The following is a 26,751-nucleotide window of genomic DNA, read 5'->3' on the forward strand; positions in this document are numbered from 1 at the left end:
CCAAAGATTAGTATTTCTAGTTTTATGGGCTACTTAAAAGGACGAAGTGCAACCTTAATCCATGAAAAACATGCGAATTTGAAATATAAGTATGGGAATAAAAGCTTTTGGTCCAAAGGATACTACGTGAGTACGGTTGGGTTAAATCAAAAAACAATGGAAAAATATATTCGAGAACAAGAAGCAGATGATCGAATAAGAGATAGTATAAGTAAACAAGAGTATGTAGATCCATTTAAATAGTTAAAGAGAGATAGGGCTGTGAGCGGTTGGTGGTCATTTAAAAAGCCCCTTTTAAGGGGCTAGCGAGTGGTGAGCCCTTCTAGGGCTGTTAAAAAGCCACCCGTTTCACGGGTGGATATTTACTTTAGGTATTAAAAAACATATCGTTCTCTAGTATGATTAAATCACCACAAAATAAACAACTGAGAGGACGATATGCTATATGAATGATTCTATCAAAAAAATGTTGAGAATAACAGAGAAAGATTTGATGATTACAGAGGTCTCTTACGAGCCCCTTCAGAAGAAAAAGACGTTGGTCGTCGATGCTGTTCTCTCGCCTGCTCCTCGTGCTTGTAGAAGTTGTGGTTCTACTGTGGTAGATGGAAACGGGAAAACAATTATAGTGAAAAATGGGAAGAAGGAAACGATTGTCCGTTTTGAACAATACAATCACATGCCTTTGGTTATGCGCCTAAAAAAGCAGCGCTATACCTGTAAAAACTGCCAAACCCATTGGACGGCTCAAAGTTATTTTGTCTAACCCAGACATTCAATCGCAGATCATGTTAGATATAAAATTGCTTCTTTACTGACTGAAAAAGTATCTTTATCTTTTATTGCGAAAAGCTGTCAGGTATCTTTGACCACCGTTATTCGTACATTGAAAGAGTTTAAAAGCTATTTGCCAAAGCAATCTAAGAAGATTCTCCCCAGAGTATTGATGGTTGACGAATTTCGTTCGCATGCTTCCATAGAAGATAAGATGAGCTTTATTCGCGCGGATGACGAAACAGGAAAATTAATTGATGTTTTACCTACGCGTAAATTACCTCGATTAACAAGCTATTTCTTAGGTTGTACCAATCCAGAAGAAGTAGAATTCTTGGTGACAGACATGAACGCTGCCTACTTCCAGCTCACCAAACGTGTTCTGCCAAATGCGAAAATAGTGATTGATCGGTTTCATATTGTCAAACACATGAATCAAGCGTTCAATGAGTTGCGTATCCGTGAAATGAATGAACTTCGTAAAGTAGGACAGAAAAGCCAGGCAGAAAAACTGAAAAAGAACTGGCGCTTTTTGCTAAAAAATCGTGCGAACATCAACCATTATGAATACAAAACATGGAAAAGTTTCCGAGCACCAAAATACCCATTTCTTACTGAAGCAATGATGATTGATCGATTGCTTGAGTTTTCTACGCCCCTGAAGGAGGCGTATCCCTTTTTTCATGAATTAGTTGAAGCCTTTCGAGACAAAGACCCTGACTTATTTTTCTCCTTATTGACAGAACTCCCCGAAACGTTAGATGACAGCTTTCGGGAGAAGCTTCAAAACCTTCTGACCTCTGACCTATGAAGAAGGCATCACCAACGCAATGATCTATCCTTATTCCAACGGAAAAATAGAAGCGAAGAATACCCACATAAAGACAATGAAACGAGTATCCTACGGATTTAAATCATTCGAGAACATGAGAATTAGAATCTTTTTGATCAATCAATTAATCAAAGTAAGATAACAAAAAATCTGAGCCAGAATGTGGTTCATTCTGCCCCAGATTTGATTTTACGCAACTCATCAGTCCTTATTGACAAAGAGCCATTATTCATAGAGTGGAAGTTCAATAAGTCTAATTATGAAAAAATTTTCTTAGTCTGTATGTAACTATCTTACATCTGGTTCTCAAATAAATACATTATTTTTTAAGATTTACTTTTCACTCTTTGCATTTCATAAACTTTCGCTATAATTTATAAAATGCAAAGGAGATTAGTTATGAGAAAATTTTTTATAGGAGTACTACTTATTTTAGTTTTCAGCGGATGTTCCCTAAAAGGAGAACACACTGAAACTGAGAATGTAGATAAAATTCACTTTACGGTTACAAATGGAAGTATAAACCAGTTCGGAGGGACAAATAAAGAAATTTCTGACCCACAAACTATTTCAAAGGTTCAAGACATGATAAATGAACTAAAGATCAATAATAATAAAATTGACGATAGGGTGGGGCTCGTAGGAGCAAATACTTATACCTTGGAACTGATTGATAACGGAAAAGTAATTAAAACTTATATTTTCTTCGGAAATTCCATTACTGTGAAGGCCGATGATGGAGAAATTGTCTACACAGTGGAGAATACTAAAATTGCAAAAAATTTAATCTGCAAGCTTAAAGAAGCATCTTACTCGATATTGAGTAAGAGCTTTTTTGCTTTAATATGAAGCTATAGTGATAATTTACTAAAAATACTGGAGTATTTTAGACGATATTCTGAACAATAATATCTATTATTTAAGAATCATGATAAAATAAAAAAGAAGATTGTTAGGCGCGATCACGAAAGACTTCCCCAAGCTTTCTGGTCTAATACTCTTCATAAAATAATGCACGTTACTCAATAATATATAGTATAAAACTTTTTGTTTCAAGAAAAAGGTATAGACATTTATAAAAGAATTGTAGAATTTAATATTTTAAACAACCGTTATCTATTCTTTGACAAAGGTGGTACAATAAAAAAATAGGAGAGGTATCAGGCTCCCACGCAGAATCTTCCCCAATAATTGCGCCTGATGTCTCTCCTTTTTTGTAGCAAAAAGCTACAGAACAATGGTAAGCTATTACGGATTCAATTGCAAGTAAAGCTTCTTTTTTTGTTGGTCTTTTATTTATCATAGTTATACTTAACAGGGGGCCTGTTCTCTAGCCCTAGCTGGTTTTGACTAAATTTTTAGCTATTGTTTTAACACAACATTTTAAAAAGCATTAATATTATGTGGTCTAAAACAACTAAGTATTTTGAGTCATTTAAAATTAAAAATCATTGAATGCTTAGATACTGCATTTAACAAGTAGCCACACTGTTCTTTGTTATAACAAACATAATCTTTCTCTACCCATTCAATGACTTCTTTTTCCGTTACCTCAAATTCTTCAATAGTACTGTACAATTCTTCTAACAAGACTAATTTTGAGTCAATTCCTAAAATATAGGGAAAAATTGACCAAAAACTTTCTTCTGTTATTTCTGATACATATTCTCCTAACTTCTCAAGCTGCTCTTTCTGATAGTTTTGAATTTTCATATGTTTCTCTTCAAATGAAGAAAACTTCGTACTATATTGCTGCACGTTTTCATCCATCTTCATACTCACGTCTTTTCTCTATTCTTGATAAAACTTACTATTTTCTAGCGCCGTTTATTGTTCTATGCTTTCCTATTCTTAGTCTCTATGTGTCTGATTGTCCATGCTAAACCCAGTGTAAATCCCCCAAGAACTCCCATATATGACGTTTTTTCTCCAGTTCTAGGCAATTCTTTCACCGTATCAGTTTCGTTCATTTCCTCCTCTTCTGGTGAGAAAAAACTAACGATGGCGTTATTCTCATAAGTAACACTCTGAGCATTTCCCTCGACAAATCCACTCGTTTGAATCAATATGATCCCTGCAAATAAAATGACACAGATTTTTTTGATCAATTCATCATCCCCTTTAAAAAACACTGATTCTGTATCGTTCACACTTACCTCCAAATCAATTATTTACATAGTTGGGTCTGTCACTAGCTCCCAAGTGATAGTGGCAGAGTAGTCATCAGAATCAATACTAGAATGTGCTGGGATGGTAAGTTCTACCCCGGTTAGTTCACCATTTTTTTCGTCTCCCATTTCGATAACGGTCTCACCTTGCTCTAACCCATTTACATGTTGCGGATTGGTCATCACAGCCAAGCTTCTGCCCGCTTCATTTAATTCTAGTTCCTCTGGGAGATGCATCCATTTATGTGAAGTGGAGACGGGATTAATATCTTTCAATGAAATTGTTGCACCAGGTATCGTTTCTCCTTTTTTATTTGAGAAACTCGTAGCGGATACATTTAAAGACCAGCCAGTAAGTGTACTATAGTCCTGAATGATAATTCTTGGTACTTCATTTCCTTTAGCATAGGTTCTTATCTCTCTGCTTGACTTTGTGATTTCTCCAAAATCAAAATCAGCTATCTGACTAATTGATAGGTTCCCAGGTTCAACTGTGAATGTGATTTCATACTCTTTTTGAATCATTTTTCCAGTTGATAACTGCTCTTCAAGAACAATTTTTCCTACTGCTTCACCTAAAGTTGCTCGATCAGGATATTGCGTAAATTCAACAAAAGAAACCCCATCTGGTAAGTCAACAAATTCAGAAATTCTATTCACTAAGTTTTCATCTGTCTCATTCAGTGCAATTTTGTTATCATTATTTACTACAACTTGATTTATTTTTAATGTCTTAAATTGATCGGAAGTTACTTCATAATGTTGCTGCTGCAATGGTCAAAATCTTTTTTTTCGTAAAATATTCCTCATTCTTTATCTTTATAATCTATTTTTGTTTCTTACTTCTTATTTCTTTTCTCTATCCTCCTTTTTATATTTATATAAAAGCAATACGGATAAGAGAACCATCCCTCCCACTATCGCTAATTACATAGAGTGTTTTCGAAGATTCCACCGATACATTCACTGCGCTTTGATTTAATTTTTGTGACTCTTGTGCACTGACTGAAAATTTTTTTGTGAACTCATACTCTTTTTCATCCGCTACCACTAACAGCTTTAACAGAAAATTGCCAGCTTTTATAGTGCTGTCTCCCGTTGGTATTCCAAAAGAAAAATTCGAATTGGGAGCCATTCGCATATTTGAGACTTCAGATCGATACAGAACTGTCTCGCTGTCCGACCGTGTAACTTCAGATTTAACTGATAAATCTTTTACTATTTTTGGTGCACTATTTTGTAGATTTGCTTCTATGTAATTTTGGTAATTCCGCTGACCGACATTTACATTGTTCAAATGAAGGATATTTTCAACGCCCGCTGCATTTTTCTTATTTAACAGTATGCCAATTGTATAGGGGTCCTCATGTGTAATTGTTTTTTCTTTTGGTTGATTACTTTCGCTACTGGCTCATCGCCTGCTTCAAAGGCTTTTTTATTTTCATACACACAATTCAACAAGACGATGCTTTTATCCAAAACTTGTTCAGCGGTTAATTTATGCAGAATTTCCCAAGTTCCTGTTTTATCTTTGTTCGCAAACGTTACGGTTGTTTTGGTAATCACCACAGGTTTGGCTTTTTCGTCTTTTTCTTGGGCAGCTTTTGTGGCTTCCACATCAATGGCTTGAGCTACGACATACAAGTCTTCTTTGATTTCATGAAGATTGTAACTTAGTTTATCGCCTACCTTGGTAGAATCAAGAATCATCAATTTTTTGCCTCCGTCTTTCCAAGTCGCAAGAGAAGTTAGGCTATCTTCTTCCTCAGAAAAATCATAAAGCATCAAACGATTCAAACTAACAGAAAACGCTTTGTTCGTTAGCTTTTCGTAAGGAACGGTCACCGTCTTAATTGGTTGTTTTCGTCCTTGTTTGGTAATGGTAAAGACATGCATGTAGGAGTATTAGGCTAGTTGTTTCAACCAACATGATGGTATCACTCCAACTATCTAATAATTAGTTGTAATTATGAATACTCATAACCCTTCCATTTCATGCTTATACACCTATAGGAAAACGTTTCGCACTCCAAATCATCTTTTGTCCCACCATATTGGTGTCCATATCTGTCCCAGTTTTTTCCAAAGAACGGAAACTAGTTTCGCTTTATCAGAAACTGACGGTAATGGATTTTTTCATAGCCTGGCGTTATCTCAGCTGAAATGCTAACACTAGGCTCAATACAGAATACTGTTTGATTTACCCCATTAAACTCCGCATATAACGATGTTGTTCTCTCTGTAAGAGTTCTACCATCACTAAAACTACCCTCTACCTCGTATAGATTACTTGCATCATAATGAATAGTAACAATCTGTGGATGAGTAACCTCATCCGCAAAAGCAATCGTAGGGCCGATTGCTACACCAATGGTTTGAACTAATAGAGACAAAGCCGCAAACAATCGCCAATTTTTAAATCTCGGCTTTTTCATAAAATAAAATCCCCTTACGTTTTTGGGTAATAAAAAAAGACGTTCAAATTTTTAGTTTTGAACGCCTCTTTAAGCTTGATCCTATTAATTTTTCTTTCGAGATAAGTTGTCTCTTTGTTTATAAATTTTGATTTTCCGATAATCAAATCCAATTTCTTCCATTAATTCCTCCCAAGATTTGTTTGTTCTTCTCAATATTGTGATCGCTGACGGAAGTTTATCTGACTTTGATAGTTTACGGAATTTTGTCATTGATAAATCTTCTTCAAGTCCTAATCGAATAATTTCTTCTCTCAGCTCCATCAATAATTGAAAGTCAGTTAATAAATTTTTCTCTTCCTTTTTTCTAAACAGTGGCCGTACATCACCAACTATTTTTTTCAACGTACTTAGAGAAGGGACATCTCTACCAACTGCTTTTGTTTCGTAATTTCGCTGTGAACGAATTTTTTCGTCACTTATAAAGCTTTCTACTATTTCCATCAATTTGTCGTCTGTCCTCTTAGCCCATTTTCCATAATCATTTTTTTCAAGGCCAATACTATCTAGCAAGTTGTCCCATGACCCATATTTCTTATTGATGAACCAAATACTAGGTGATTCATTGGGATATTCTGCTAACTTTTTCTGATATTGTCTCGTAGATGTAATTCCGTGTTTTTTAATAAAATTATTAATTGTTAAAATCAATTTTAAGTCACTTTGATTCTTCCAAATAATTCGACCATCAATCTTATCCATTAATAAATCTCCTAAAAATTATTTAGAGAATATCTATCACACTAACTTTTTATCACCAAAGTATATGTTTTGCCTTTTTTTGAAAACTGGTACCTTTTTATCCTAAGGGGTTAAAAATATGATAAATTCGGTAAATGTTTTGGTATTTTTCGTATTAAATTTGTCGTCAGACTGACTACTAAATTTTGCCCTATTTTGACGACACTGCTAGTCAATATCGGACATTCTAGGGGAATATGAGTAAAAAATGGTCCAAAACAGCCAATTCAGGCTTAAAACTGTGATAGAGAAAAAAGAAAAAGCCCTTGATATACAAGGACTTTTCACAGATTTTAGAGATTTCAGGAGTTTTTCCGTTATTATCTTCTAATTTCTTTGATACGAGCTGCTTTTCCGTGTAATGCACGCAAGTAGTACAATTTTGCACGACGTACTTTACCGTAACGAACAACTTCGATTTGTGCAACACGTGGTGTGTGCAATGGGAAGGTACGTTCAACACCTACACCGTTTGATACTTTACGAACTGTATAAGTTTCGCTGATACCAGCACCGCGGCGTTTGATGACAACACCTTCAAATAACTGGATACGTTCGCGAGTTCCTTCGACAACTTTCGCGTGAACGCGAACAGTGTCCCCAGGACGGAAAGCTGGGATGTCCGTACGTAATTGTTCTTGAGTTAGTTCTTGAATCAATGGATTCATGTTTATCATTCTCCTTATTCCCAAACATTCTTAAAGCATGAAAGCTCCAGCGGAACATCGTAATAGTTGAGTTTACACTCACTGAAACATCTTACCACAGTCGACCATAGGCTGTAAAGAGAATTTTCTTGTCATGGCGCAGAATATAAAAAAAACTGGCACTATTTTAGTTGCCAGCTTTCGCTTCTTCTTCAATTTCTTTTAAAAGTTTCTGCATTTCTGCCGTCAACGGATAATTTTCTAGCATATCAGGTCGGCGCTGATACGTTCGGCGCAATGATTCTTTTAATTGCCACTGCTCGATCAATTTATGATTGCCATTCATCAAAACTTCCGGCACTTTCATGCCTTTGAACGCTGCCGGACGTGTATATTGCGGATGTTCTAATAAACCAGTGGAATGAGAATCGGTTTGTGCGGAGGTTTGATTGCCTAAAACTTCTGGTAATAGCCTGACTGTCGCATCGATCATGACCATTGCCCCCAATTCGCCACCAGTCAAGACGTAATCCCCCAGTGACACTTCATCAGTGACCAATGAACGGATTCGTTCATCATAGCCTTCATAGTGACCGCAAATAAAAACAAGGTGCTCTTCGGTAGAGAATTCTTCCGCCATCTTTTGATCAAAGGGTTTTCCCGCTGGGTCTAATAGGATCACCCGCTTTTTCGTTTCTGGTGCCGCTGCTTCGATCGCTTTGATATTGTCATAGACAGGTTGGACTTTTAATAACATTCCTGCTCCGCCACCATAAGGATAGTCATCCACTGTTTGATGTTTGTTATCGGAATAGTCACGGAAATTAGAGACATTGATTTCTAACAGTCCCTTTTCCCGTGCTTTGCCGATGATCGATTCTCCTAGAGGACCTTCGAACATTCGCGGAAATAGTGTCAACACATCAATTCTCATCGTCTAACAACCCCTCTGGGATTTCCACAGTGACCTGACCATTTTCAAGATCGATCGTGTGGACAACCGACTCGATATAAGGAATCAAGGCATCCTTCTTCCCTTTTCGTTGAACGACCCAAACGTCATTGGCACCTGGTGAAAGGATCTCTTTTACTTTACCAATGATTGTGCCATCTTCTTCGACGACTTCCAGACCAATAATTTCATGGTAGTAAAACTCATTTTCTGCTAGATCCACCAAATCATCCTTGGTAACTTTTAAAATGCCGTTACGAAACGGTTCAACGTCGTTGATGTTGGGATAGCCTTCAAATGTTAACAAATCAAAATTTTTGTGTTTGCGATGACCTGAAACGATCAATGGTAATGGCTCTTTATTTTCACGAAAAAGTGTCAATTCAGCCCCTTTACGGTAGCGTTCTTCTGGAAAATCCGTTTGCGATATCACTCGTACTTCTCCACGGATCCCATGTGTATTGACGATTTTCCCTACGTTTAAATATTCTGTCACGTTCGTTCCCCATTTCTTCTAACTTCTGTTCTATTTTAGCATAGCAAAGTAGCGAATTCTAGCCGTTTCCTAGCGCCCCATGTTTTCCTCAAAATCATCGCGCGAAAAACGCCCCTTCGACGCTTGATCAAAGGGGCATTGTCCTAATATAAGCTTTATTGATTCATAGAAACGGCCATCTTCAATGCCGAACGTGCATCTTGATGTTGCACCGTTCGAAGGGTCTTTTCTTGTTGCCAGACCACGGTAGTTGCTGTATGGTCATTTTTTCCCATATCGATAGTGATTTGACCGACCTCAGGCGCTGGGAGCATAGCTTCTTCCAGATACGCCACCACTTCTTTGGCAACCGGCACAGGATCTTGTTCTTCTTGGTTGACTGCTCGAACAGTCAATGACCAATTTCCTTCTTGCCAGCTCAAATAACTGGAGCCAGCAGCTCCTTGCATATGCCCAGTAATCCCATATCCGAGATCAACGGCTTGTCCGCCATCATCAGCTGTTACATTGACCGCTGCGGCAGCTTCATCCGCTGATTGATACTCTTTTGATTGAAAAGCAGCAATCGGTGTTTCCTCGTTCAAAGCCTTGTCATTGAGAGGCAACTGCTGATCAAGTCCATAATAAAGAATTGAGGCATCGGCTTGGCTGCCAGCTGTGGCTGCATTCAACACTTTACCTGAAGCAAGTGGAATGTCCTTGGGTAAGACAAGATCAGGGAATACCGCTTGTATTTGAGCGTAGATATCTGCAGTACTATTCGTGTTTGAAGAATCCCTAGAAGCCGCCTGACTAGAAGACGTACTTGATTGACTGGTTTCTGATTGACTACTTGCTTGCGTTTGGGTACTTTCCACCATACTCGTCGCTGTTGTTTCGGCACTACTGGCTTGACTTGTTTCTGGTTCCTGTTGATTATTGCAGCCAGCTAAGGCGCCCATCGTCAGCAGCGTAACGAATAATCCTAGTTCTTTTTTCATGATGTTCCCCTCCTTATACAAAGGATACCCCTCAATAAAAAAAATGACAAACAAGTCAGATTGTCTGTCATTTTTTTTGTTGATTTTTTAAAGATTTGTCACCCAATTTTGCAGTGATTGAAAGCCATCCTTGAACCATTGCCAAACTTGATTGGCGATCGTTGATAGGTCGCCCCAACGAAAGTTTTGTGTCCATTGGTTTAATTGCGTCATGATCTCCTCACGATAGACCCAAATTAAAAAGAGCAACAACAAGATCCCTAGCGTTCGCCAAAGAAAAGAACCAATTTTATAAATAAATACGAGAATCAAAAGAACGACGATCCATGCGATTAGTTGAGACATACAAGCACCTCCTTCTTTTGATTATCTCAAAACCACCTTTTTTTGTCCTCCATCTTAAGCATGAATTTTACAAAAAAAGCATTCCTCAAAGAGAAATGCTTTTCATTCTTGCTTATTTACCATCAATGATATTCAAACGAACTTTCTTTGGTCCATTTGTCCGTACACTGTAAACGATCGTTCGAATTGCTTTGGCAACCCGACCTTGTTTACCGATGATACGACCAATATCTTCTGGTGCCACAGTAAGATTATATTCCAAGAAATCATCTGACTCTACCAGCTCAAGCTTGATATCCTCAGGTTTGGTAACAAGTGGTGAAACGATCGTTAAGACTAATTCTTGCAAATCTTTCATCCAAAGTCACCTTATTTCTTAGTGAATTTTGCTTCGTGGTGTTTTTTCATAACGCCTTCTTTAGAAAGGATGTTACGAACTGTATCTGAAGGTTGCGCACCTTTAGATAACCAATCAAGAACTAGATCTTCTTTGATTGTTACTTCAGCTGGGTCTAGTAAAGGATTGTAAGTACCAACTGTTTCGATGAAACGTCCGTCACGAGGAGAACGTGAATCTGCTACGACGATACGGTAAAAAGGTTTCTTTTTAGAACCCATGCGTTTTAAACGAATTTTTACTGCCATTATTTACACCTCCATTGATTTAATCACAAGAGCTAGTTTAACAGGTTTTTCTGGTGGTGATAAGAGTTTTTCTTTACAGCTAAAAAAAGTTTCTTCTTTCTTATTTTCTGAGCATGGTTATCTTTTGCCAGAATGGATCAGGACGCGTATCATTAGTGATAGAGAAACTTTTTAAAGTCAAATCGTTTTATTTGCACCATTCACTTACTTTTGGTAAGCTAAAAGAGTAGAAAACAACAAGGAGGAATTTTACATGACAAAAAAAATTGGTTTTATCGTCGGCAGTTTACGGGAAGGATCATTTAATAAACTCGTAGCGAAAAAATTCGCATCATTATTACCAGAAGGTTTTGAAGCATCTTTCATTGAGATCGGCAACTTGCCATTTTACAATGAAGATTTGGAAGTTGAAGGAAAAGTTCCTGCTGAATGGACAGCATTTCGTGAAGCATTAAGCGCCGTTGATGGTGTCTTCTTCTTTACACCAGAATACAATCGCTCTGTTCCTGCAGCGTTGAAAAATGCTTTGGATGTCGGTTCTCGTCCTTATGGTGCGAGCAGCTGGGGTGGTAAACCAGCATTAGTCGTCAGCGTTTCTCCAGGAGCGATCGCCGGCTTTGGTGCAAACCATCACCTACGTCAATCATTAGTCTTTTTGGATATGCCTACTCTGCAACAACCAGAAGCCTATATCGGTGGAATCACCAACTTGATTGATGAAAACAACGAAATCAATCCAGATACAGTAAGCTTCTTTGAAACGATCATTGCAAAATATATTGAACTCTTTCAACGATTCAACTAATCCATGAATCTGTATCAAAAGACCAAGGAACTCAGCGTTGAGTTTCTTGGTCTTTTTTGCGTAGAAAAATAGTTTGTATTTTTTACTCGCTTGCTTGCTCAGCTTTTCGAACATAATGAAGTTCTGTCAGTTCCCCCATCTGTTTTGTTTCAACAAACGTCAAGCGCCTCGCGTAATCCCCTGCTTCAAACAGTGGCTTGCCCTCTCCTAAAAGCACCGGCGCGATTTGAATAAACCATTCATCAATCAGATCCGCTTCTAGTAAGGGTTTTAATAGGGAACCCCCACCCACTACCCATACGTTTTTCTCTTGTTTCAATGCTGAAACAAATGCAACTGGATCCGATGCCACTAAGGTTGCATCCGGCAGCGGTTCTTTTCGGGTATGGGAAAAAACATAATTTGTCGTTTCAGGATACAACGGTCCCTCATCCATCAGTTTTTTCGCTTCTTGATAGGTTTTTCTTCCCATCACGGTCGTGTCGATAGTCGCAAAAAATGCTTCATAGGTCGTTGCAACACCGGTGTCGGTTTGAAACAGCCAGTCCAGTTGATCCTCTAGCCCTGCTAAATAGCCATCTAGGCTGATTGCACCATAAAATATCACTTTTCCCATTAATCTCACTCCTTTATTTTACGATTGCTTCTGACCTTCGACAAACACAAGTAACTAAGTGATCGTTGACCATACCAACCGCTTCCATAAAGGCGTAAATAGTTGTCGTTCCGACAAATTTAAAGCCTCGCTTTTTCAAGTCTTTTGCTAGCTGATCGGAGATTTCCGAATGGGTTGGTACATCGGATTGCTGCTGAAATTCATTGATGATCGGCTCATGATTGACATATCGCCACAAGAATGCAGAGAAACTGCCGTATTCTTGCTGGATTTTTAAAACTTCTTGGGCATTGATGATCGCTGCTTCAATCTTTCGTCGATTGCGAATGATTCCTGGATTCATCATCAGCTCTTCCACTTTTTCTTCCGTATAGTTCGCTACTTTGGTGATTTCAAACTGATCATATGCCGCATCAAAATTTGCCATTTTATTTAAAATCGTTTGCCAGCTCAATCCTGCTTGATTCATATCTAACACCAGTTTTCGAAATAACTGCTGATCCTCATACTCAGGTTTTCCCCAGACCGAATCATGATACTCTTGCATTGCTGGCGTACTGTTGGCCCACTCACATCGCTTCATTGTTCTCATCAGCTCCTTTTTGCTTATTTTATCATAAAAGACTTTACTTCCACTAGTGTACTACGTATACTAGTACACATAAATGAAAGGAGCTGATTTTGTGGTTCGCATTAACAAAGCCAGCAGCAAACCTTATTATGAGCAATTGGTTTTAAGTATCAAAGAAGATATTCTGAACGGTGTTCTAACCGCCGGAGACCAAGTGCCTTCAGTTCGTGAAATGGCCAAGCACCTGTTGATGAATCCAAATACCGTCAGCAAAGCTTACAAAGTATTGGAAAATGAGCAAGTCCTTGTCACCATCAAAGGAAAAGGCACTTTTGTGAAAGTCACCGAGGACTTGCCTCGCGATGAGATTCGGATCTTACAAGTGAAAGAACGTTTGAAAGAATTGATGATTGAAGCACGCCATTTACAGATCAGCATACGCGAGTTGACCGATTGGATGAATGGCTTTGAACAAGAGTTAGGAGGCGACCCACAGTGAAGATCGAACATGTGACCAAGAAAATGGAGCAAACAACTATCATAGAAAACGTGAACTTCTCCTTGGAAAAAGGAGAAATCGTAGGATTGATCGGCCGCAATGGTTCTGGGAAAACCACGTTGTTTCGAACGATCGCTGGACATTATTTATTAGATGATGGCGAAATTTCGATCGATAACCAACGCCTAGATCAGTACCCGCAATTAAAAGAACAACTTTTTTATATTGATGAAAAAGAAAACTTTCTTTCGGCCTACTCTTTGAAAAAGCTCAATCAATTTTATCGGCTTGCTTATCCAAATTTCGATCAAAATCTTTATTTAGAATTGATGCAAAGTCACGGTCTTCCTCTGACGCTTTCCTACCGACGGATGTCAAAAGGTATGCAAGGTCTTTATAAAATGATTCTTGCGATTGCCTCAAATGCGACGTTCTTACTTTTAGATGAACCTTTTGATGGGCTTGATGTGATCGTCCGTAAAAAAGTGATCGGACTATTGCTGGAAAGCCTCAGCGAATCGAATCGTACCGCATTGATCGCTTCTCATAATCTAAATGAATTAGAACATATTATTGATCGTGCCTTGTTGATCAAAGGGAAAACGATTGAAGGAGACTACCGTTTGGAAACGATTCGCGAACAATCTCGCAAACTCCAACTCGTCTTTCGCAGCAAACAGATTCCTCCCCTTATCAAGCAGCACTCCAAGCTGATTCAAAAGCAAGGCCGAGTCTTGACCGCTTTATTTGACAATTACACAGAGGAGCTGGCGGCTGAGATTCAGCAACTTGATCCTTTGGTTTTTGAAGAATTACCTTTGACTTTGGAAGATCTGTTTGAAGCAAATTTACGACAAGAAGCATTGGTGGAAGGATAGAGGTGGAAAACGATGTTAAGCAATTTATTTAAAGAACGCTACGGCAAGCTATTGATCGGCTTTTGCTTTGTCGTGCTCTTCATGTATCTTAGTGCTGGCTGGCAATCACAAAAAGCCTGGCATCAGCAAGAACGCTATTTGGCATCTGAAGAATTTATCAAAGATTTCAACGAAAATCGAGAGTACTATGTCAAAAGCTACAACGGTGAAACCCCGGTTTACTTTGATTCGGCGGCAGAGTACCGCGATGCGGCATTGACGATCAACAAAGAGTACTCTGATGAGATTTATTACAATCACCCTTATATGACTACCATGAACCAATTTGTGATTGTCTTTCTGTTTCTTATAGGCTTTTTGTCCTTTTTTGTCGATGGCCGCACCCATTTCAATCGCTTTTTATTTGCTTTACCCTTTAGCAGAAAGCAGGTCTTTCGCAAGAAAGTGCTTTTTATCGGCTTACCCTTGACGGCTTGTTTAGTGTTGGGTCTGTTAGGTCATATCCTGATCGAATACACGATGATTCCAGCTCGCTATCTCGCTGTGCCGCTTCAAGACGTGCTGCTTTCTGCCCTTAGTACCTTGGCAACGAATCTGCTCGTATTTGCTACAGGCCTCCTGTTGGGCGTTTTGCTGGGGAATTTGTTTACTGGCCTGCTATCGGTGTTCTTCACTATTTCTCTAGGATCAATGGGGTATAGCTTTTTCCAATGTACCCGCGAGTTTTTTAGTTTTGTGTTTCTTGGTCATGGGGATTTTCTGCTTCCTTTTCAAACGTGGATCGATTGGCCGCAAGGATATGTCTACCCTTGGTGGCTGCTGCTCCTTTACCTCGGCTTGAGCGGCTTGCTGATTCTTGCTGCCGAAAAAGTGTTCTCGAAAATTTCTTTAGAAAATGATGGTGATTATTTAACGATCCCTAAATTGCGCGCCCCGGTTTATTGGCTGCTTTCTTTGGGAACCTGGTTCTATCTATCCATGATATCTTATTACCCGTTAGAAATTTTTTACCGTGATCTTTACGAAGGATATGATGTCAGTCTTTGGAATATCGCCCTCCGGCTTGGTTTGTTGCTGGTTGCTTGCTTATTCATCAGTTTGTTGCTTGTCTATCCTAAAGCACTGATGAATTGGTGGTACAAACGAAAAAACAAACAGGTCAGCAATATTTAAAAAAGCGTCCCGGCAACAATTTCTTGTTGTAGGGACGCTTTTATATTTAATGTTTAGGTTTGTCGTCGTCTTTTTTGTCAAAGAAGTCATTTACTTTGCGAGAAACATCATCCGCAAAATCTTCAACCTTATCTTTGGCTTTCCCATATTTATTTTGGGTTTTTCCTTTTAATTCTTCGAAGTCATCTCCTGTAAGTTTCCCTTTTGTTTCGGTTACTTTTCCTTCAATGCGATCTTTGTTTGTCATCGTAAAAAACTCCTTTCATACTTGCTATAAGTTAATAGTAGCATCATTTGACAGAAAGCACGAATGTTCTGCTTCTACTATTTTTACAGGTGCTAGTTTCTTTTGAATCGTGGAAAATTTTTGGCCTTTCATAGATATCATACTCACACGATAAAAAGTGCTTCCCCTTTTAGGAGGCCATAAAAAACATTGCTTGCATAAAAAAACAGGACCGTCGAAGGCTTTGATTCGAGAAGCTGTTCTTGCTGATTCTAGCAAGGAGGTTTCTCTGAGCGCCTTTTTTCGGTCATGTCTTTTGGAATCCTTCGCTAATCAGGTCTTTTACGCAATCCTTTTTAGCATCAGAATTGTTATTTGCGTTTTTTCTTTTTCTTCTTTTGTTTTTTTACCATGCGGTTCATGGCCATTTTTCCAAGTTTCCCTTTGACCCCACCGCCAAACATTTGATCCATGCCAGGAATGTTCATATTCCCTTTACTCATTTGCTGCATCATTTTGCGAGATTCTTTGAATTGTTTGATCATGCGGTTGACTTCGACGACACTGTTTCCAGAACCGGCGGCAATCCGACGACGGCGGCTTGGATTCAACAAATCTGGATTTTCCCGTTCAGCTGGTGTCATAGAATAAACCATGGCTTTTTGCCGAGCAATTTGTTTCGGATCAACTTTGACATTTTCGATACCAGGCATTTGGCTCATTCCCGGAATCATTTTTAAGAGATCTTCAATTGGGCCCATGCCCATGACTTGATCGATCTGTTCGACAAAGTCATTGAAGTCGAAGGAGTTTTCCTTCATTTTTTGAGCAAGTTCTTCTGCTTTTTTCTCGTCGTAATCTTGCTGTGCTTTTTCGATCAAAGTCAGCATATCACCCATACCGAGAATCCGACTAGACATCCGATCTGGATGGAATACTTCAAGGTCGGTCAATTTTTCACCGGTACCAGTGAACTTGATTGGAGCGCCAGTAACTTGACGAATCGACAATGCCGCCCCGCCACGAGTATCACCATCTAGTTTGGTGATGACCACCCCTGTAATCCCCAGTTGTTGATTAAAGCTTTCTGCCACGTTGACAGCATCTTGTCCGGTCATCGCATCAACTACCAGTAAAATTTCATTTGGCTGTGCCAGGTCCTTGATTTGTTTTAGCTCTTCCATCAAGTTTTCATCGATATGCAAACGACCTGCCGTATCGATCAAAACATAGTCATTTTTCTTTTCCCGAGCCAAAGCCAGTCCTTGACGCACAATTTCAACTGGACTGACATCTGTTCCCATATCAAAAACAGGTACATCCAATTGCTGTCCTAATACTTTCAACTGGTCGATCGCGGCTGGACGATACACGTCACCAGCGATCATTAATGGACGTGCGTTTTCGGTTTTGATCAAATGGTTGGCTAATTTTCCAGCAAAGGTGGTTTTCCCTGCCCCTTGCAGACCAGCCATCATGATGATCGTTGGAATCTTCGGTGATTTTTCGATACCAACTGTTTCAGATCCTAATGTTTTAGTTAATTCTTCATCAACGATTTTAACGATCTGTTGCGCTGGAGATAAGCTTTCTAATACTTCTACCCCAACTGCCCGTTCACGAACATTTTTGGTAAACTCTTTTACAACCTGGAGATTGACGTCGGCTTCTAATAAAGCTAGACGAATCTCACGCATCATTTCTTTTACATCTGCTTCAGATACTTTTCCTTTTCTGCGCAGTTTGCTCATTGCCTGCTGGAGGCGTTCAGTTAAACTTTCAAATGCCATTTTTTTTCATTCCTTTATTCTTCAATTTCTTGGAGCTGTTGAATAAACCCCTGTAAGGTTTCGTCTTTTGGATAGTGAGTTTTCGTATACTCGCTTAGCTGATCCAGCAAGTCTTCCCGCATGATATAGTCCGAAAACATATGTAGTTTTTTTTCATAGTCTTCTAAAATACGTTCGGTGCGTTTGATGTTGTCATAAACTGCTTGACGGCTTACTTGATACTCTTCAGCGATTTCTCCTAGAGAAAAATCATCTGCGTAATACAATTCCATGTAATTCATCTGTTTTTCCGTCAATAACGTGGAATAAAACTCAAACAACGCATTCATGCGATTGGTCTTTTCAATTTCCATTTGCTTCCTCCTGTTTTGCAAGCCATTCGACATCGGACAAAACAGTCATGCCTTGTTGTCGAAAATACGCACAAGCGACACCGACCCCTGTTTTTTTGATTCCAGAAAAATTGCCATCATAAATCGTCTGACTGCCACAAGAGGGACTTTTCTCCTTTAGGATCAGTTGGGTGATGCCTTGCTCTTGTAATTTTTGATAAGCAATTTTCGCGCCGGTAGTAAACTCTTCGGTCACGTCTTCTCCTGAGATGGTGACGACCTTCGCCCGTTGTGCCCAAACATCCACCCCATCACCACCGACGATTTCGGCCGGTTCCCGTGGGATCGGCAAACCGCCAAGAACTTCTGGACAGACCATCATGGCTTGACCTGCTCTTACCAGTTCGATCAATTGTGGCACTGCTTGGTGTTTTCCATCATAGCGGCAAAGTGCACCGCCTAGACACGCACTGATTCCGATCATTTCGCACCCTCAGCTTTCCTATGAAATCGTCCTTTATTATAGCATTTATTTAGTGGTTGCAATAGTACCAATTGTCTATTCATGCTAAAATAGGACTTGTTCGTTGAAATTTAATCGTTTCTTGAAAAAAAGAAACGAAAGGAGTGTATCATGAAAAAAATTCTCGTTGTCGATGATGAACCTTCCATCGTCACACTTTTAACCTTTAATTTAGAAAAAGAAGGCTACCAAGTCGTCTCAGCCGCAGATGGAAAAAAAGCTTACGAATTAGCTTTGTCTAAGCCTTTTGACTTTATCATCTTAGATGTCATGCTGCCAAATATGGACGGTATCGAGATCACGAAGAAATTGCGCCAAGAAAAAATCGAGACCCCGATTCTCGTCTTGACCGCAAAAGATGATCCAATCGATCGGATCTTAGGCTTAGAAATCGGCGCCGATGACTATTTGACGAAGCCTTTCAGCCCTCGAGAAGTATTGGCTCGAATGAAAGCTATCTTCCGTCGTTTAGAACCCCGTCAACAAACACGAGAAGAAGATCAACCTGCAGAGATTCTGCAAGTCGGTGGGATCCAAGCAGACCTGACGAATTTCCAAGTCAGTGTGGATGGTGAGAAAATCTTCCTAACGCCAAAAGAATTCGAGCTGCTAGTTTACTTTATGAAACGAAAAGGCCGCGTGATCGATCGCGATACCTTGCTCAATCGCATTTGGAACTTCGACTTTGATGGACAAAGTCGCATCGTGGATGTTCACATCAGTCATTTAAGAGAAAAATTGGAAGCTGATCCAAAACGGCCGGAATACTTAGTAACGGTTCGGGGATTCGGGTATAAATTTCAGGAGCCAGTCTAATGAAAAAACGCTATGGCTATGGTTTATGGTCGATTGGCCTATTGCTGATTTTTTTTCTAAGCTGGCAAATTCTTAGCAGTTTTTACCGTCAACAAGTCATTGCTCAACAAGTGGATTTCCTTCAAGAAAAAGCTACCGTTTTTTTGAATCTCTCAGATAACCAAACCGCAGCGCTCGAACAATTTGCGGATACCTATGTGGAAGATAGCAATAGTCGCATCACTTTGTTAGATGATCAAGGTCAGATTATTTTCGATACCTATGATCATACACTGCATGAAAACCGCTCCGATCGTCCAGAAGTCCAAGCCGTTTTGCGCGGAAGCGCCGTCGGTCAGTCTCTGAGGGAAAGTGATACCTTACATGAAGAATTGCTCTACGTGGCAGTCCCTGTCAAAGAGGAAGGAAATCTGACGCAAATCTTACGAATCGCCGAACCGACTGCTGCTTTTTTTGCAAAAACCAAGGAATCAAGCAGTCGATCTTGATTGTCTATCTTGTCTTTTGTTTCTTGATCAGCCTACTGATTTTCCATACCTTGCGTCAGCGGAATCGTCCGATCCAAACGATTCTGCCCGTCGTAAAGAAAATGATCAGCTCGCCCGATCAACAAGCAATCATTATGCAAGAAACACCTGAACATGATGAGTTGTATCAACTGATCAATCAGCTGAGCGAACAAATGAGCCAGACCTATCGTGCCTATGCAGCATCTGAACAACAACTTTACGGATTGCTCAGTGAATTGATGATCGGTGTCTTTATCATCAATGAAGAAAATCAACTGCTGCTGTTGAATCCGACGATGCAAGATCAGTTGGGGATGGAAACTGTGCCTACCTTGCCGCAACCTTTTACTGAAGTGATTCATGACACACAATTGATCCAGTTAATCTATCAATTTAATGACGAGACCCCTATTTTCCATGCGGAGACCACCCTTAGCGGAGAACGTTCAAAAGTCCTGGATGTTACCTTGCGGAGTTTCCAAGAAAACCAGTTGATTGGTATTTCCTATGACTTGACGCGCATCAGACAATTAGAAAAGATGCAAAAAGATTTTGTCGGCAATGTTTCCCATGAATTAAAAACGCCGGTAACTTCCTTGATCGGGTTTACTGAAACATTGTTGGACGGTGCCAAAGAAGATCCTGAAACCTTGCAGACCTTCTTAGAGATCATCCAAAAAGATGCCTATCGCTTGAAAAATCTAATACAAGATATCATCCAATTGTCTCAAGACAGCGATTCTTTCCAGTATGTCAATCAGCCAATCGACTTTTCCGAACTGCTGCAACAAGTCCTTCAAACTTATGGTCCCGCAGCTGCTAAGAAGCAATTGACCTTTCAATTTGAAGGACCAGAACACTACATTTTGTCTACCAAAAAAGAGCTGCTGCAGCCCATCGTAAAAAATCTAGTTGAAAATGCGGTCACCTATTCAAAACCTGGTGGAACCATCAAATTATCCTTTTCCGAGCAAGACGACCAGCTACTATTTCAAGTGCAGGATCAAGGCATCGGCATCGATGAAGAAGATCAAGAACGAATTTTTGAACGGTTTTATCGGGTAGACAAAGCCCGCGCCCGCAATTCTGGTGGCACTGGACTCGGACTGGCTATCGTCAAAGACTATACCAAATTATTAGGCGGCAGCATCAAGGTGGACAGTTTCCCTAAAATTGGTTCTACCTTTACGGTGACTTTGCCGCTTCATGAAGAAAGATGATTATTGATAAAAAACAGCCGAGAAAACGCCTAGTGGCATTTTCTCGGCTGTTTTTTTGGAACCATGCTTACTTAACAACTTTTGTTGCGGATTCATTAACGTAACCTAACCAAGTTCCTTTATTATCATAAATTGACAGGTAATTACTACCATTAAAGTGGCGATACACATAGCGCGCTTCGAAAGTTTGTCCTTTCATGGCATTAGTCACCGTACTTTTTTGCTTCCAAGAGAAATTTTGCCAGAGTGGAAAATTCTGAGTAAACGTTATTTTTTTATGGTAACTTTGGTTTATTCCGGCAGCATTACTTGCTTCCTTTGTTCCATTGGCATTGATATAGCCAAGCCAAGTTCCTTTGTTATCGTACAATGATGAATAGGTACTTCCATTGAAATGGTTATAATATACTTTTACTTGGAGTGTTTGACCGTAAAAATTACTACTTTTATTTTTTTCTTTCCAAGAAAAATTTTGCCAAATCGAATAATTTTTACTTGTAACAGTGACATATTTACCACTTGAAATAGCTGTTCCACCTGCATTATTCGCTGTTTTGGTACCATTAGCGTTCATATAGCCTAACCATGTACCAGATTGATCATATAGTGAATAATAAATACTGCCATTTAAGTGTTCATAGCGATATTTCGCTAGAACTGTTTTGTTCAAGTAATCCTTGCTGGATGCCTTTACTTTCCATGAAAAATTTTGCCATATCGAGTAATTTCCACTGGTGATCGTTACATAGCGTCCATCGGCCAATGCGGGGCCTTGATTCGTTTGAACTGCTAATTTCGTTGAAGCGATGTACCCAATCCATTTTCCAGAAAAATCATAAACTGAATCATAATACGTGCCATCAAAGTGATGGTAGGTACCGGTTACTTTATAGGTATTTTTCACCATATCTGAAGTTATCGGTGCAGTCCTAGTAAACGTAAAATCTCGATATATTGTTCCTGGCTCTTTAAATTTGACATAGGTTTGTTTTGATTGCCAATTCCCTTGAGGACCATCAGCAACTTTGACGCCCCCAGAGTTAATGTACCCAACCCAATTCCCTTGGTTGTCGTATAACGAATAATAGGTGCTACCGTTAATATGCTCATAACGCACTTTTATTTGCAGGGTCTGACCCAGATAAGCTTTAGAGTCTGCTTTTTTTGTCCAAGAAAAATTTTGCCAAATCGTATAATTGTCTTTTACAACGGTGGCATAACGGCCATCATTGATCGCACCACCTTGTCCTTGACTGATAAAATACTTGTTATAATCTGAATTCATATCAAAGGTGCCATTGATCCCTGGGAATGTAACGTTATATGTCCACTGCCATGCACTATAATCCGTATACTTCTGATTTTGCGGTTCGTATGGATATTGTGCGATCCAAACTTTGTTTTTTCCTAAAGCAACAGGGTCGATCGCGTTATCCGTGACCCACGACACACCTATATAATGATGCGTATTTGAATAACCCAACTCTTTTAATCTATTTTCAAAAACTTTTGACAATTGTGTATGGTCTGCTTTTTTCTTAATGTTTGGCTCTTCAATGTCATTGACCATCAAAGCAGAGGTCGGCAGGTTTAGCTGTTTGGCATAGCTTACAAAATAATCTGCTTCCGCTTTTGCCTGTGCCTCAGTGGTGAACCAACTGTAGTGATAAGCATGTACAATCAGGCCTGCAGCTTTAGCATTTGCGATTTGACTTGCAGCTAAGGGATTTCGATAAGAAGTTGCCTCTGTCAATTTCACCACCACTGCAGAAACGCCATAACTTTTAATCAACTTGAACTGCTCCACAGTGATCTCTCCGTTGTGGGAGGAAATATCAATAAAGTCTTGCTTTGGGGTTGAGGGATCTCCTGCTGAAATATAAGGAACACTAGAAACAGACCGTGCCGAACGGCTTAAGCTGACTTTCAAATCTGAACGGCTTCGATACGTTGGGTCTAATCCTGAGCTGATATCATAGACAGAATCCGAAGCATTGTCTGGGCTTTTTTCTTCACTTTCGGCTGTACTGCTATCAACAGTCGTACTGCCCGTTTCACTGCGGTTACTTGATGATGTTGTCTCACTCGTTGAATCAATTGAGTCTTCGCTGGTTTCACCTGTATTCGAGCGAATTGTTTGGCTGTCACTGCTTGTCACATCATTCGTCTCAGAGTAAACAATAGCAGCCTCTTTTGACTCACTTGTTGATTCTGTGTCTGCAAAACCAACACGCATGCCAAAAATGACAAAGGCCGTTCCCGCATACAATGCTGCTATTAACATTTTTTTTGGAAATCTTTTCATTTTTTTCCCCTTTCACTGAATATTCATCTATATTCACTATCTATTTTACATAAAAAATAAAAAAAAGGTACAAAAAAAGAAGGAGTTCTTCCCTTCTTTTTTTGTACCTTATGAAAACTGTTTATTCAACATTCGTTACTTCGCCGTCTACACTGCGTTCTACTTTCATATCAGTGATTGGCAAATATCCTAATTCGATAACGATTCCTTGTTGGACATCGTCTGTCATGATGTAATCAAGAAAGGCTTTGACGTTAGCATCTGGCTCGCCGTTCGTGTACATATGCTCATAAGACCAGATTGGCCATTTGTTATCTGCAATGTTTTCAGGAGTTGCTTCTACTCCATCAAGAGATAGCGCTTGGATCGAATCGTCCACATAGGATAAAGCAAGGTAGCTGATTGCTCCTGGTGTTTCAGCAACGATTTTACGAACTGTTCCAGAAGAATCTTGTTCTTGTGTTTGGATCGTCTCTGCACCATCTAAGCCCCATTTTTCAAAGGTCGCTCTCGTACCGCTGCCTGATGCGCGGTTGATTACAGAGATTTCTTGATCTGCTCCACCTAGTTCAGACCAATTCTTCACTTTGCCTGTAAAGATATCGATTAAATCTTGTTGGCTAAGATCCGTAACGCCTGCGTCTTTATTCACTACTGGTGCCATACCAACTACAGCTACTTTATGGTCAACTAATTTGCTGGCATCCACACCATCTTTTTCATCCGCAAAAACATCGGAATTACCGATCGTCACAGCGCCTGCTTCTACTTGACTTAAGCCAGTTCCGCTACCGCCACCTTGAACCGTAATTGTATAATTGGGATTGTCTGCTGAGAAGCTTTCACCTGCTGCTTCAACCAAGGGTTGCAATGCAGTTGAGCCTACCGCTAAAATTTCTACATTTTCATTTGATGCGGTACCTGATGAAGATCCGCCTGATGCTTGACTGCTCTCAGTGCTTGCGCCACCGCTCCCACAGCCAGCTAATAATAAACCAGTTGCAAAAAATAAAAGTCCCAATTTTTTCATTTAGTAAATCTCCTTTCGTTATATGCTTAGTTTAGCAAGGCGGTGTAAACCCTTGATGGATTTCATGTAAAGAATCGATAAAGCGATGTAAATCTTTTGTAAAGTTCGTCGATTGCCTATAAAAGCCCCCACTGAATCCATCAGAGGGGGCTTACTTTATCTAAAAACGAAAGAAACGTTTGTAGAATCAATTGCTTTGCATATAGCGTGTCAAGCGATCCATCGCTTCCACCAAGTTTTCCATACTTGCCGCATAGCTTAAACGAACATAGCCTTCTGCTTCGGGACCAAAGGCGATACCCGGGATGATTGCTAATTGATTCTTTTCGGCTAAGTCGACACAAAAAGCCATGGAATCTTGGTTGAAACCAGCTGGTATTTTGGCAAAAATGTAGAATGCACCAGATGGCTTCGCCATTTCAAAACCAAGGGCAGTCATTTTTTCAAACAAGTAATCTCGACGTTCACGGTAATCGGCTTTCATGACTTCTGCATCATTGATGCCTTCGATCAATGCCCGCACAGCTGCTTTTTGAGAAATCGTTGATGCCGCAGTCACTAAGTATTGGTGAACCTTAATGATCTGAGCAGTCAACGCTTCTGGTGCAAAAATGAAGCCGACACGCCACCCAGTCATCGCGTGAGATTTCGACAAGCCATTGATCACGATCGTTTGGTCCCGCAAGTATTCGGCAATGGATCCATGGGTTTCATCATAAGTCAACTCACTATAAATTTCATCGCTAATAACAAAAACGGGGTATTTTTCTAAAACTTCTGCCAATGCTTTGACTTGTTCTCGGGTATAAACGACCCCTGTTGGATTGCTAGGATAATTCAAAATGACTGCCTTGACTTGCTCCCCATGCTCTTTTAAGGCTGCTTCCAAAACGTCTGGCGCTAAAACAAAGTCATTGTCCGTCGTATCAAGATAAATCGGTTTGGCATGAGCTAAATGGATGACTGGTTCATAGCCTGGATAAATTGGTGCTGGTAGAATCACTTTATCACCAGGTTCCAGCGTGGCTAATAACGAAGCTGAGATTGCTTCCGTTGCACCGATCGTCACTAATACTTCTGATTGAAAGTCGTAATCAAGCTGATATTTATTTTTCAAAAAGAGACTGGCTGCTTGCCGAACATCTGCTAAGCCTGCCATTCCAGAATAGTGGCTGAAATTTTGTTCAATTGCTTGGACACCCGATTTTTTCACGTGCTCCGGTGTGTTGAAATCCGGCTCGCCTAACGTTAACTTTAAAATATCAGGAATTGAAGAAACCCGTTCATCAAATTTACGAATCAATGAAACAGCTATATTGTACACTTCGTGATTGAAGCGTTGGCTTACGTCTGCCATAGTATCACTCCTTTGAATTAAGCAAATTCATTCGCTATTGTTGTTAATCCTAACACAAAAAGGCGACGATTTTAAGCAACGGATGAAATTAATCTAATAACGATAAATCCGTTTGCTTATTTACAAACGAAATCAACTTATGTTAGTATATATATAAACAATAAGAGGAGCACCCAAAATGAAACCTTATCAAGAGTTTACCATTTCTGATTACCAGCAAGGATATGTCGCAACATCAACGGAATATTGTTGCGTATTTTGTCAGGAGACCTTCGACAAAGAAGAAATCTATCCCGTTGATGGCGCCTTTTTTACGGCAAAAAAACGAATGATGCAGCATATCACTGAGCATCACGGAACCGTTCTATCCGCATTGTTGGCTTTACCCAAAGAACAAACAGGCTTATCAGAGAGCCAACAGGAGATTTTACAATTGTTTGCCCAAGATATTAGCGATACTGTGATTGCCCAGCGCTTAGCTATCTCTTCTTCGACTGTCAGGAATCATCGCTTTAAGCTAAAAGAAAAGCAGCGACAAGCGACTGTTTTTCTAAGTATCATGTCCTTGTTGCAAGATAGCCCGTTGCTACCGCCTCACAAAGGGGCGACGATGCTTGATGATCGCTATGCCATTACGGCTAGTGAAAGAGAAAAGATCATTGCCACTTATTTTGATGAAACGGGGTTTATCAAACAATTTCCCAGCAAAGAAAAGCGCAAGATCGTTGTCTTAAGTGTACTGGCACAAAAATTTGATCCAAAGAAAAATTATTCAGAAGCTGCCGTCAACGATGTATTAAAACAAGCGATCACCGATTACGTCACTGTCCGACGTTATTTGATCGAATACGGATTTATGCAACGGACGAAAGACGGGAAAACTTACTGGTTGACTTAAAACCTAGTCTGTAACTGGCTGGAACTTTTGTTGGATGGATGGACAGTATCTTTCACAGTGTTAAAAAGTCAAAAAGCTCCAGTTTTTTACAAAAAAAAGACAAAGTACGAAAACACCCGTACTTTGTCTACTGTCTGAAACGCTGGGAC

General features: G+C 39.7%; 30 protein-coding genes and 3 pseudogenes. 10 read left to right on the forward strand and 23 right to left on the reverse strand.

Features of this window, described 5'->3' with window-relative positions:
* The 3 genes and pseudogenes from tnpA to FJU10_RS08520 form a co-directional block, all read left to right on the forward strand.
* Positions 1–243: IS200/IS605 family transposase (gene tnpA, locus FJU10_RS08510; RefSeq protein WP_140965665.1), on the forward strand; the 243-nt coding region annotated here is incomplete at its 5' end.
* Between the two features lie 202 nt (positions 244–445).
* A pseudogene (locus tag FJU10_RS08515) lies at positions 446–1,748 on the forward strand (ISL3 family transposase).
* Positions 1,749–2,005: 257 nt separating this feature from the next.
* The gene (locus FJU10_RS08520; RefSeq protein ID WP_140965666.1) at positions 2,006–2,455 is read left to right on the forward strand and encodes a hypothetical protein; all 450 of its coding nucleotides are present in this window, start codon (positions 2,006–2,008) and stop codon (positions 2,453–2,455) included.
* A gap of 582 nt (positions 2,456–3,037) precedes the next feature.
* Here the strand turns inward: FJU10_RS08520 and FJU10_RS08525 are convergent.
* The 14 genes and pseudogenes from FJU10_RS08525 to rpsP form a co-directional block, all read right to left on the reverse strand.
* A complete protein-coding gene (locus FJU10_RS08525; protein WP_223273007.1) occupies positions 3,038–3,376 on the reverse strand; it encodes a DUF7006 family protein in 339 nt (112 codons plus the stop codon).
* Between the two features lie 65 nt (positions 3,377–3,441).
* Positions 3,442–3,756 carry an LPXTG cell wall anchor domain-containing protein gene (locus FJU10_RS08530; protein ID WP_140965668.1) on the reverse strand — a complete coding sequence of 105 codons (315 nt, stop codon included), beginning with the start codon at positions 3,754–3,756 and terminating at the stop codon, positions 3,442–3,444.
* Positions 3,757–3,777: 21 nt separating this feature from the next.
* Positions 3,778–4,548 (reverse strand): WxL domain-containing protein, encoded by a 771-nt coding sequence (locus FJU10_RS08535; RefSeq protein WP_140965669.1) that lies wholly within the window; start codon positions 4,546–4,548, stop codon positions 3,778–3,780.
* 103 nt (positions 4,549–4,651) lie between these two features.
* Positions 4,652–5,149 carry a DUF3324 domain-containing protein gene (locus tag FJU10_RS19815; RefSeq protein WP_140965759.1) on the reverse strand — a complete coding sequence of 166 codons (498 nt, stop codon included), beginning with the start codon at positions 5,147–5,149 and terminating at the stop codon, positions 4,652–4,654.
* Positions 5,150–5,172: 23 nt separating this feature from the next.
* Positions 5,173–5,667 (reverse strand): annotated as a pseudogene (locus FJU10_RS08545) (cell surface protein); the annotation flags it as partial.
* Between the two features lie 203 nt (positions 5,668–5,870).
* Positions 5,871–6,209, reverse strand: a complete 339-nt coding sequence (locus FJU10_RS08550) for a hypothetical protein (protein ID WP_411268836.1) — start codon at positions 6,207–6,209, stop codon at positions 5,871–5,873.
* Between the two features lie 84 nt (positions 6,210–6,293).
* On the reverse strand, positions 6,294–6,950 hold the full coding sequence (locus FJU10_RS19035; RefSeq protein ID WP_189372280.1) for a hypothetical protein: 657 nt from the start codon (positions 6,948–6,950) through the stop codon (positions 6,294–6,296).
* 359 nt (positions 6,951–7,309) lie between these two features.
* Entirely contained in the window at positions 7,310–7,657 is a 348-nt protein-coding gene (gene rplS, locus FJU10_RS08560; protein ID WP_002357176.1) for a 50S ribosomal protein L19, read from the reverse strand.
* A gap of 166 nt (positions 7,658–7,823) precedes the next feature.
* Positions 7,824–8,570 (reverse strand): tRNA (guanosine(37)-N1)-methyltransferase TrmD, encoded by a 747-nt coding sequence (gene trmD, locus FJU10_RS08565; protein WP_077453494.1) that lies wholly within the window; start codon positions 8,568–8,570, stop codon positions 7,824–7,826.
* Positions 8,560–9,084: a ribosome maturation factor RimM gene (gene rimM, locus FJU10_RS08570; protein ID WP_081118437.1), complete on the reverse strand. Its 525-nt coding sequence runs from the start codon at positions 9,082–9,084 to the stop codon at positions 8,560–8,562. Before rimM ends, trmD begins: the two co-directional genes overlap by 11 nt.
* 155 nt (positions 9,085–9,239) lie before the next feature.
* Positions 9,240–10,064 carry a hypothetical protein gene (locus FJU10_RS08575; protein WP_081118436.1) on the reverse strand — a complete coding sequence of 275 codons (825 nt, stop codon included), beginning with the start codon at positions 10,062–10,064 and terminating at the stop codon, positions 9,240–9,242.
* Positions 10,065–10,151: 87 nt separating this feature from the next.
* Positions 10,152–10,409, reverse strand: a complete 258-nt coding sequence (locus FJU10_RS08580) for a hypothetical protein (protein WP_081118435.1) — start codon at positions 10,407–10,409, stop codon at positions 10,152–10,154.
* A 112-nt stretch (positions 10,410–10,521) separates the two neighbouring features.
* On the reverse strand, positions 10,522–10,767 hold the full coding sequence (locus FJU10_RS08585) for a KH domain-containing protein (protein WP_005228918.1): 246 nt from the start codon (positions 10,765–10,767) through the stop codon (positions 10,522–10,524).
* 11 nt (positions 10,768–10,778) lie between these two features.
* Positions 10,779–11,054: a 30S ribosomal protein S16 gene (rpsP, locus tag FJU10_RS08590; protein WP_005228917.1), complete on the reverse strand. Its 276-nt coding sequence runs from the start codon at positions 11,052–11,054 to the stop codon at positions 10,779–10,781.
* A gap of 253 nt (positions 11,055–11,307) precedes the next feature.
* On the opposite strand from rpsP, the gene FJU10_RS08595 reads away from it, so the two are divergent.
* Positions 11,308–11,859 (forward strand): NADPH-dependent FMN reductase, encoded by a 552-nt coding sequence (locus FJU10_RS08595; protein WP_016613846.1) that lies wholly within the window; start codon positions 11,308–11,310, stop codon positions 11,857–11,859.
* A gap of 82 nt (positions 11,860–11,941) precedes the next feature.
* Here the strand turns inward: FJU10_RS08595 and FJU10_RS08600 are convergent, their stop codons facing one another.
* Both FJU10_RS08600 and FJU10_RS08605 read right to left on the reverse strand, forming a co-directional pair.
* Positions 11,942–12,475 carry a dihydrofolate reductase family protein gene (locus tag FJU10_RS08600; RefSeq protein ID WP_081118434.1) on the reverse strand — a complete coding sequence of 178 codons (534 nt, stop codon included), beginning with the start codon at positions 12,473–12,475 and terminating at the stop codon, positions 11,942–11,944.
* 13 nt (positions 12,476–12,488) lie between these two features.
* Entirely contained in the window at positions 12,489–13,058 is a 570-nt protein-coding gene (locus tag FJU10_RS08605) for a DNA-3-methyladenine glycosylase I (protein WP_077453498.1), read from the reverse strand.
* A 100-nt stretch (positions 13,059–13,158) separates the two neighbouring features.
* Here FJU10_RS08605 and FJU10_RS08610 point away from each other — a divergent pair, with 100 nt between their 5' ends.
* The 3 genes from FJU10_RS08610 to FJU10_RS08620 are packed head-to-tail and all read left to right on the forward strand — an operon-like array spanning position 13,159 to position 15,596.
* The gene (locus FJU10_RS08610; RefSeq protein WP_170920129.1) at positions 13,159–13,545 is read left to right on the forward strand and encodes a GntR family transcriptional regulator; all 387 of its coding nucleotides are present in this window, start codon (positions 13,159–13,161) and stop codon (positions 13,543–13,545) included.
* Positions 13,542–14,423, forward strand: coding sequence for an ABC transporter ATP-binding protein (locus FJU10_RS08615; RefSeq protein ID WP_081118433.1), 882 nt, complete (start codon positions 13,542–13,544; stop codon positions 14,421–14,423). The genes FJU10_RS08610 and FJU10_RS08615 overlap by 4 nt, the downstream gene beginning before the upstream one ends.
* Positions 14,424–14,435: 12 nt before the next feature.
* Positions 14,436–15,596 carry an ABC transporter permease gene (locus FJU10_RS08620; RefSeq protein ID WP_081118432.1) on the forward strand — a complete coding sequence of 387 codons (1,161 nt, stop codon included), beginning with the start codon at positions 14,436–14,438 and terminating at the stop codon, positions 15,594–15,596.
* A gap of 46 nt (positions 15,597–15,642) precedes the next feature.
* On the opposite strand, the gene FJU10_RS08625 is transcribed toward FJU10_RS08620, so the two are convergent.
* The 4 genes from FJU10_RS08625 to FJU10_RS08640 form a co-directional block, all read right to left on the reverse strand.
* Positions 15,643–15,843, reverse strand: a complete 201-nt coding sequence (locus FJU10_RS08625; RefSeq protein ID WP_081118431.1) for a CsbD family protein — start codon at positions 15,841–15,843, stop codon at positions 15,643–15,645.
* Positions 15,844–16,193: 350 nt separating this feature from the next.
* Positions 16,194–17,612 carry a signal recognition particle protein gene (ffh, locus tag FJU10_RS08630; RefSeq protein ID WP_005228902.1) on the reverse strand — a complete coding sequence of 473 codons (1,419 nt, stop codon included), beginning with the start codon at positions 17,610–17,612 and terminating at the stop codon, positions 16,194–16,196.
* Positions 17,613–17,626: 14 nt separating this feature from the next.
* Positions 17,627–17,965, reverse strand: coding sequence for a putative DNA-binding protein (locus FJU10_RS08635; RefSeq protein ID WP_005228897.1), 339 nt, complete (start codon positions 17,963–17,965; stop codon positions 17,627–17,629).
* The gene (locus FJU10_RS08640; RefSeq protein ID WP_077453503.1) at positions 17,955–18,428 is read right to left on the reverse strand and encodes a DUF523 domain-containing protein; all 474 of its coding nucleotides are present in this window, start codon (positions 18,426–18,428) and stop codon (positions 17,955–17,957) included. The genes FJU10_RS08635 and FJU10_RS08640 overlap by 11 nt, the downstream gene beginning before the upstream one ends.
* A 150-nt stretch (positions 18,429–18,578) precedes the next feature.
* Here FJU10_RS08640 and FJU10_RS08645 point away from each other — a divergent pair, with 150 nt between their 5' ends.
* Positions 18,579–19,283: a response regulator transcription factor gene (locus tag FJU10_RS08645; protein ID WP_081118430.1), complete on the forward strand. Its 705-nt coding sequence runs from the start codon at positions 18,579–18,581 to the stop codon at positions 19,281–19,283.
* Positions 19,283–21,012 (forward strand): annotated as a pseudogene (pnpS, locus tag FJU10_RS08650) (two-component system histidine kinase PnpS). The gene FJU10_RS08645 and the pseudogene pnpS overlap by 1 nt, the downstream one beginning before the upstream one ends.
* Before the next feature lie 67 nt (positions 21,013–21,079).
* Here pnpS and FJU10_RS08655 read toward each other — a convergent pair.
* The 3 genes from FJU10_RS08655 to FJU10_RS08665 all read right to left on the reverse strand — a co-directional run bounded on the left by FJU10_RS08655 (position 21,080) and on the right by FJU10_RS08665 (position 25,704).
* A complete protein-coding gene (locus tag FJU10_RS08655; RefSeq protein ID WP_081118428.1) occupies positions 21,080–23,317 on the reverse strand; it encodes a GH25 family lysozyme in 2,238 nt (745 codons plus the stop codon).
* 121 nt (positions 23,318–23,438) lie between these two features.
* Positions 23,439–24,347 (reverse strand): phosphate ABC transporter substrate-binding protein PstS family protein, encoded by a 909-nt coding sequence (locus tag FJU10_RS08660; protein ID WP_081118427.1) that lies wholly within the window; start codon positions 24,345–24,347, stop codon positions 23,439–23,441.
* 187 nt (positions 24,348–24,534) lie between these two features.
* Complete coding sequence (locus tag FJU10_RS08665) at positions 24,535–25,704, reverse strand: pyridoxal phosphate-dependent aminotransferase (RefSeq protein ID WP_140965670.1); 1,170 nt, start codon at positions 25,702–25,704, stop codon at positions 24,535–24,537.
* Positions 25,705–25,882: 178 nt separating this feature from the next.
* On the opposite strand from FJU10_RS08665, the gene FJU10_RS08670 reads away from it, so the two are divergent.
* Complete coding sequence (locus FJU10_RS08670) at positions 25,883–26,602, forward strand: DUF2087 domain-containing protein (protein WP_081118425.1); 720 nt, start codon at positions 25,883–25,885, stop codon at positions 26,600–26,602.
* Positions 26,603–26,751 lie beyond the last annotated feature (149 nt).

The organism is Enterococcus sp. OL5, from assembly GCF_006491895.1.
Classification (GTDB): Bacteria; Bacillota; Bacilli; order Lactobacillales; family Enterococcaceae; genus Enterococcus_D; species Enterococcus_D innesii.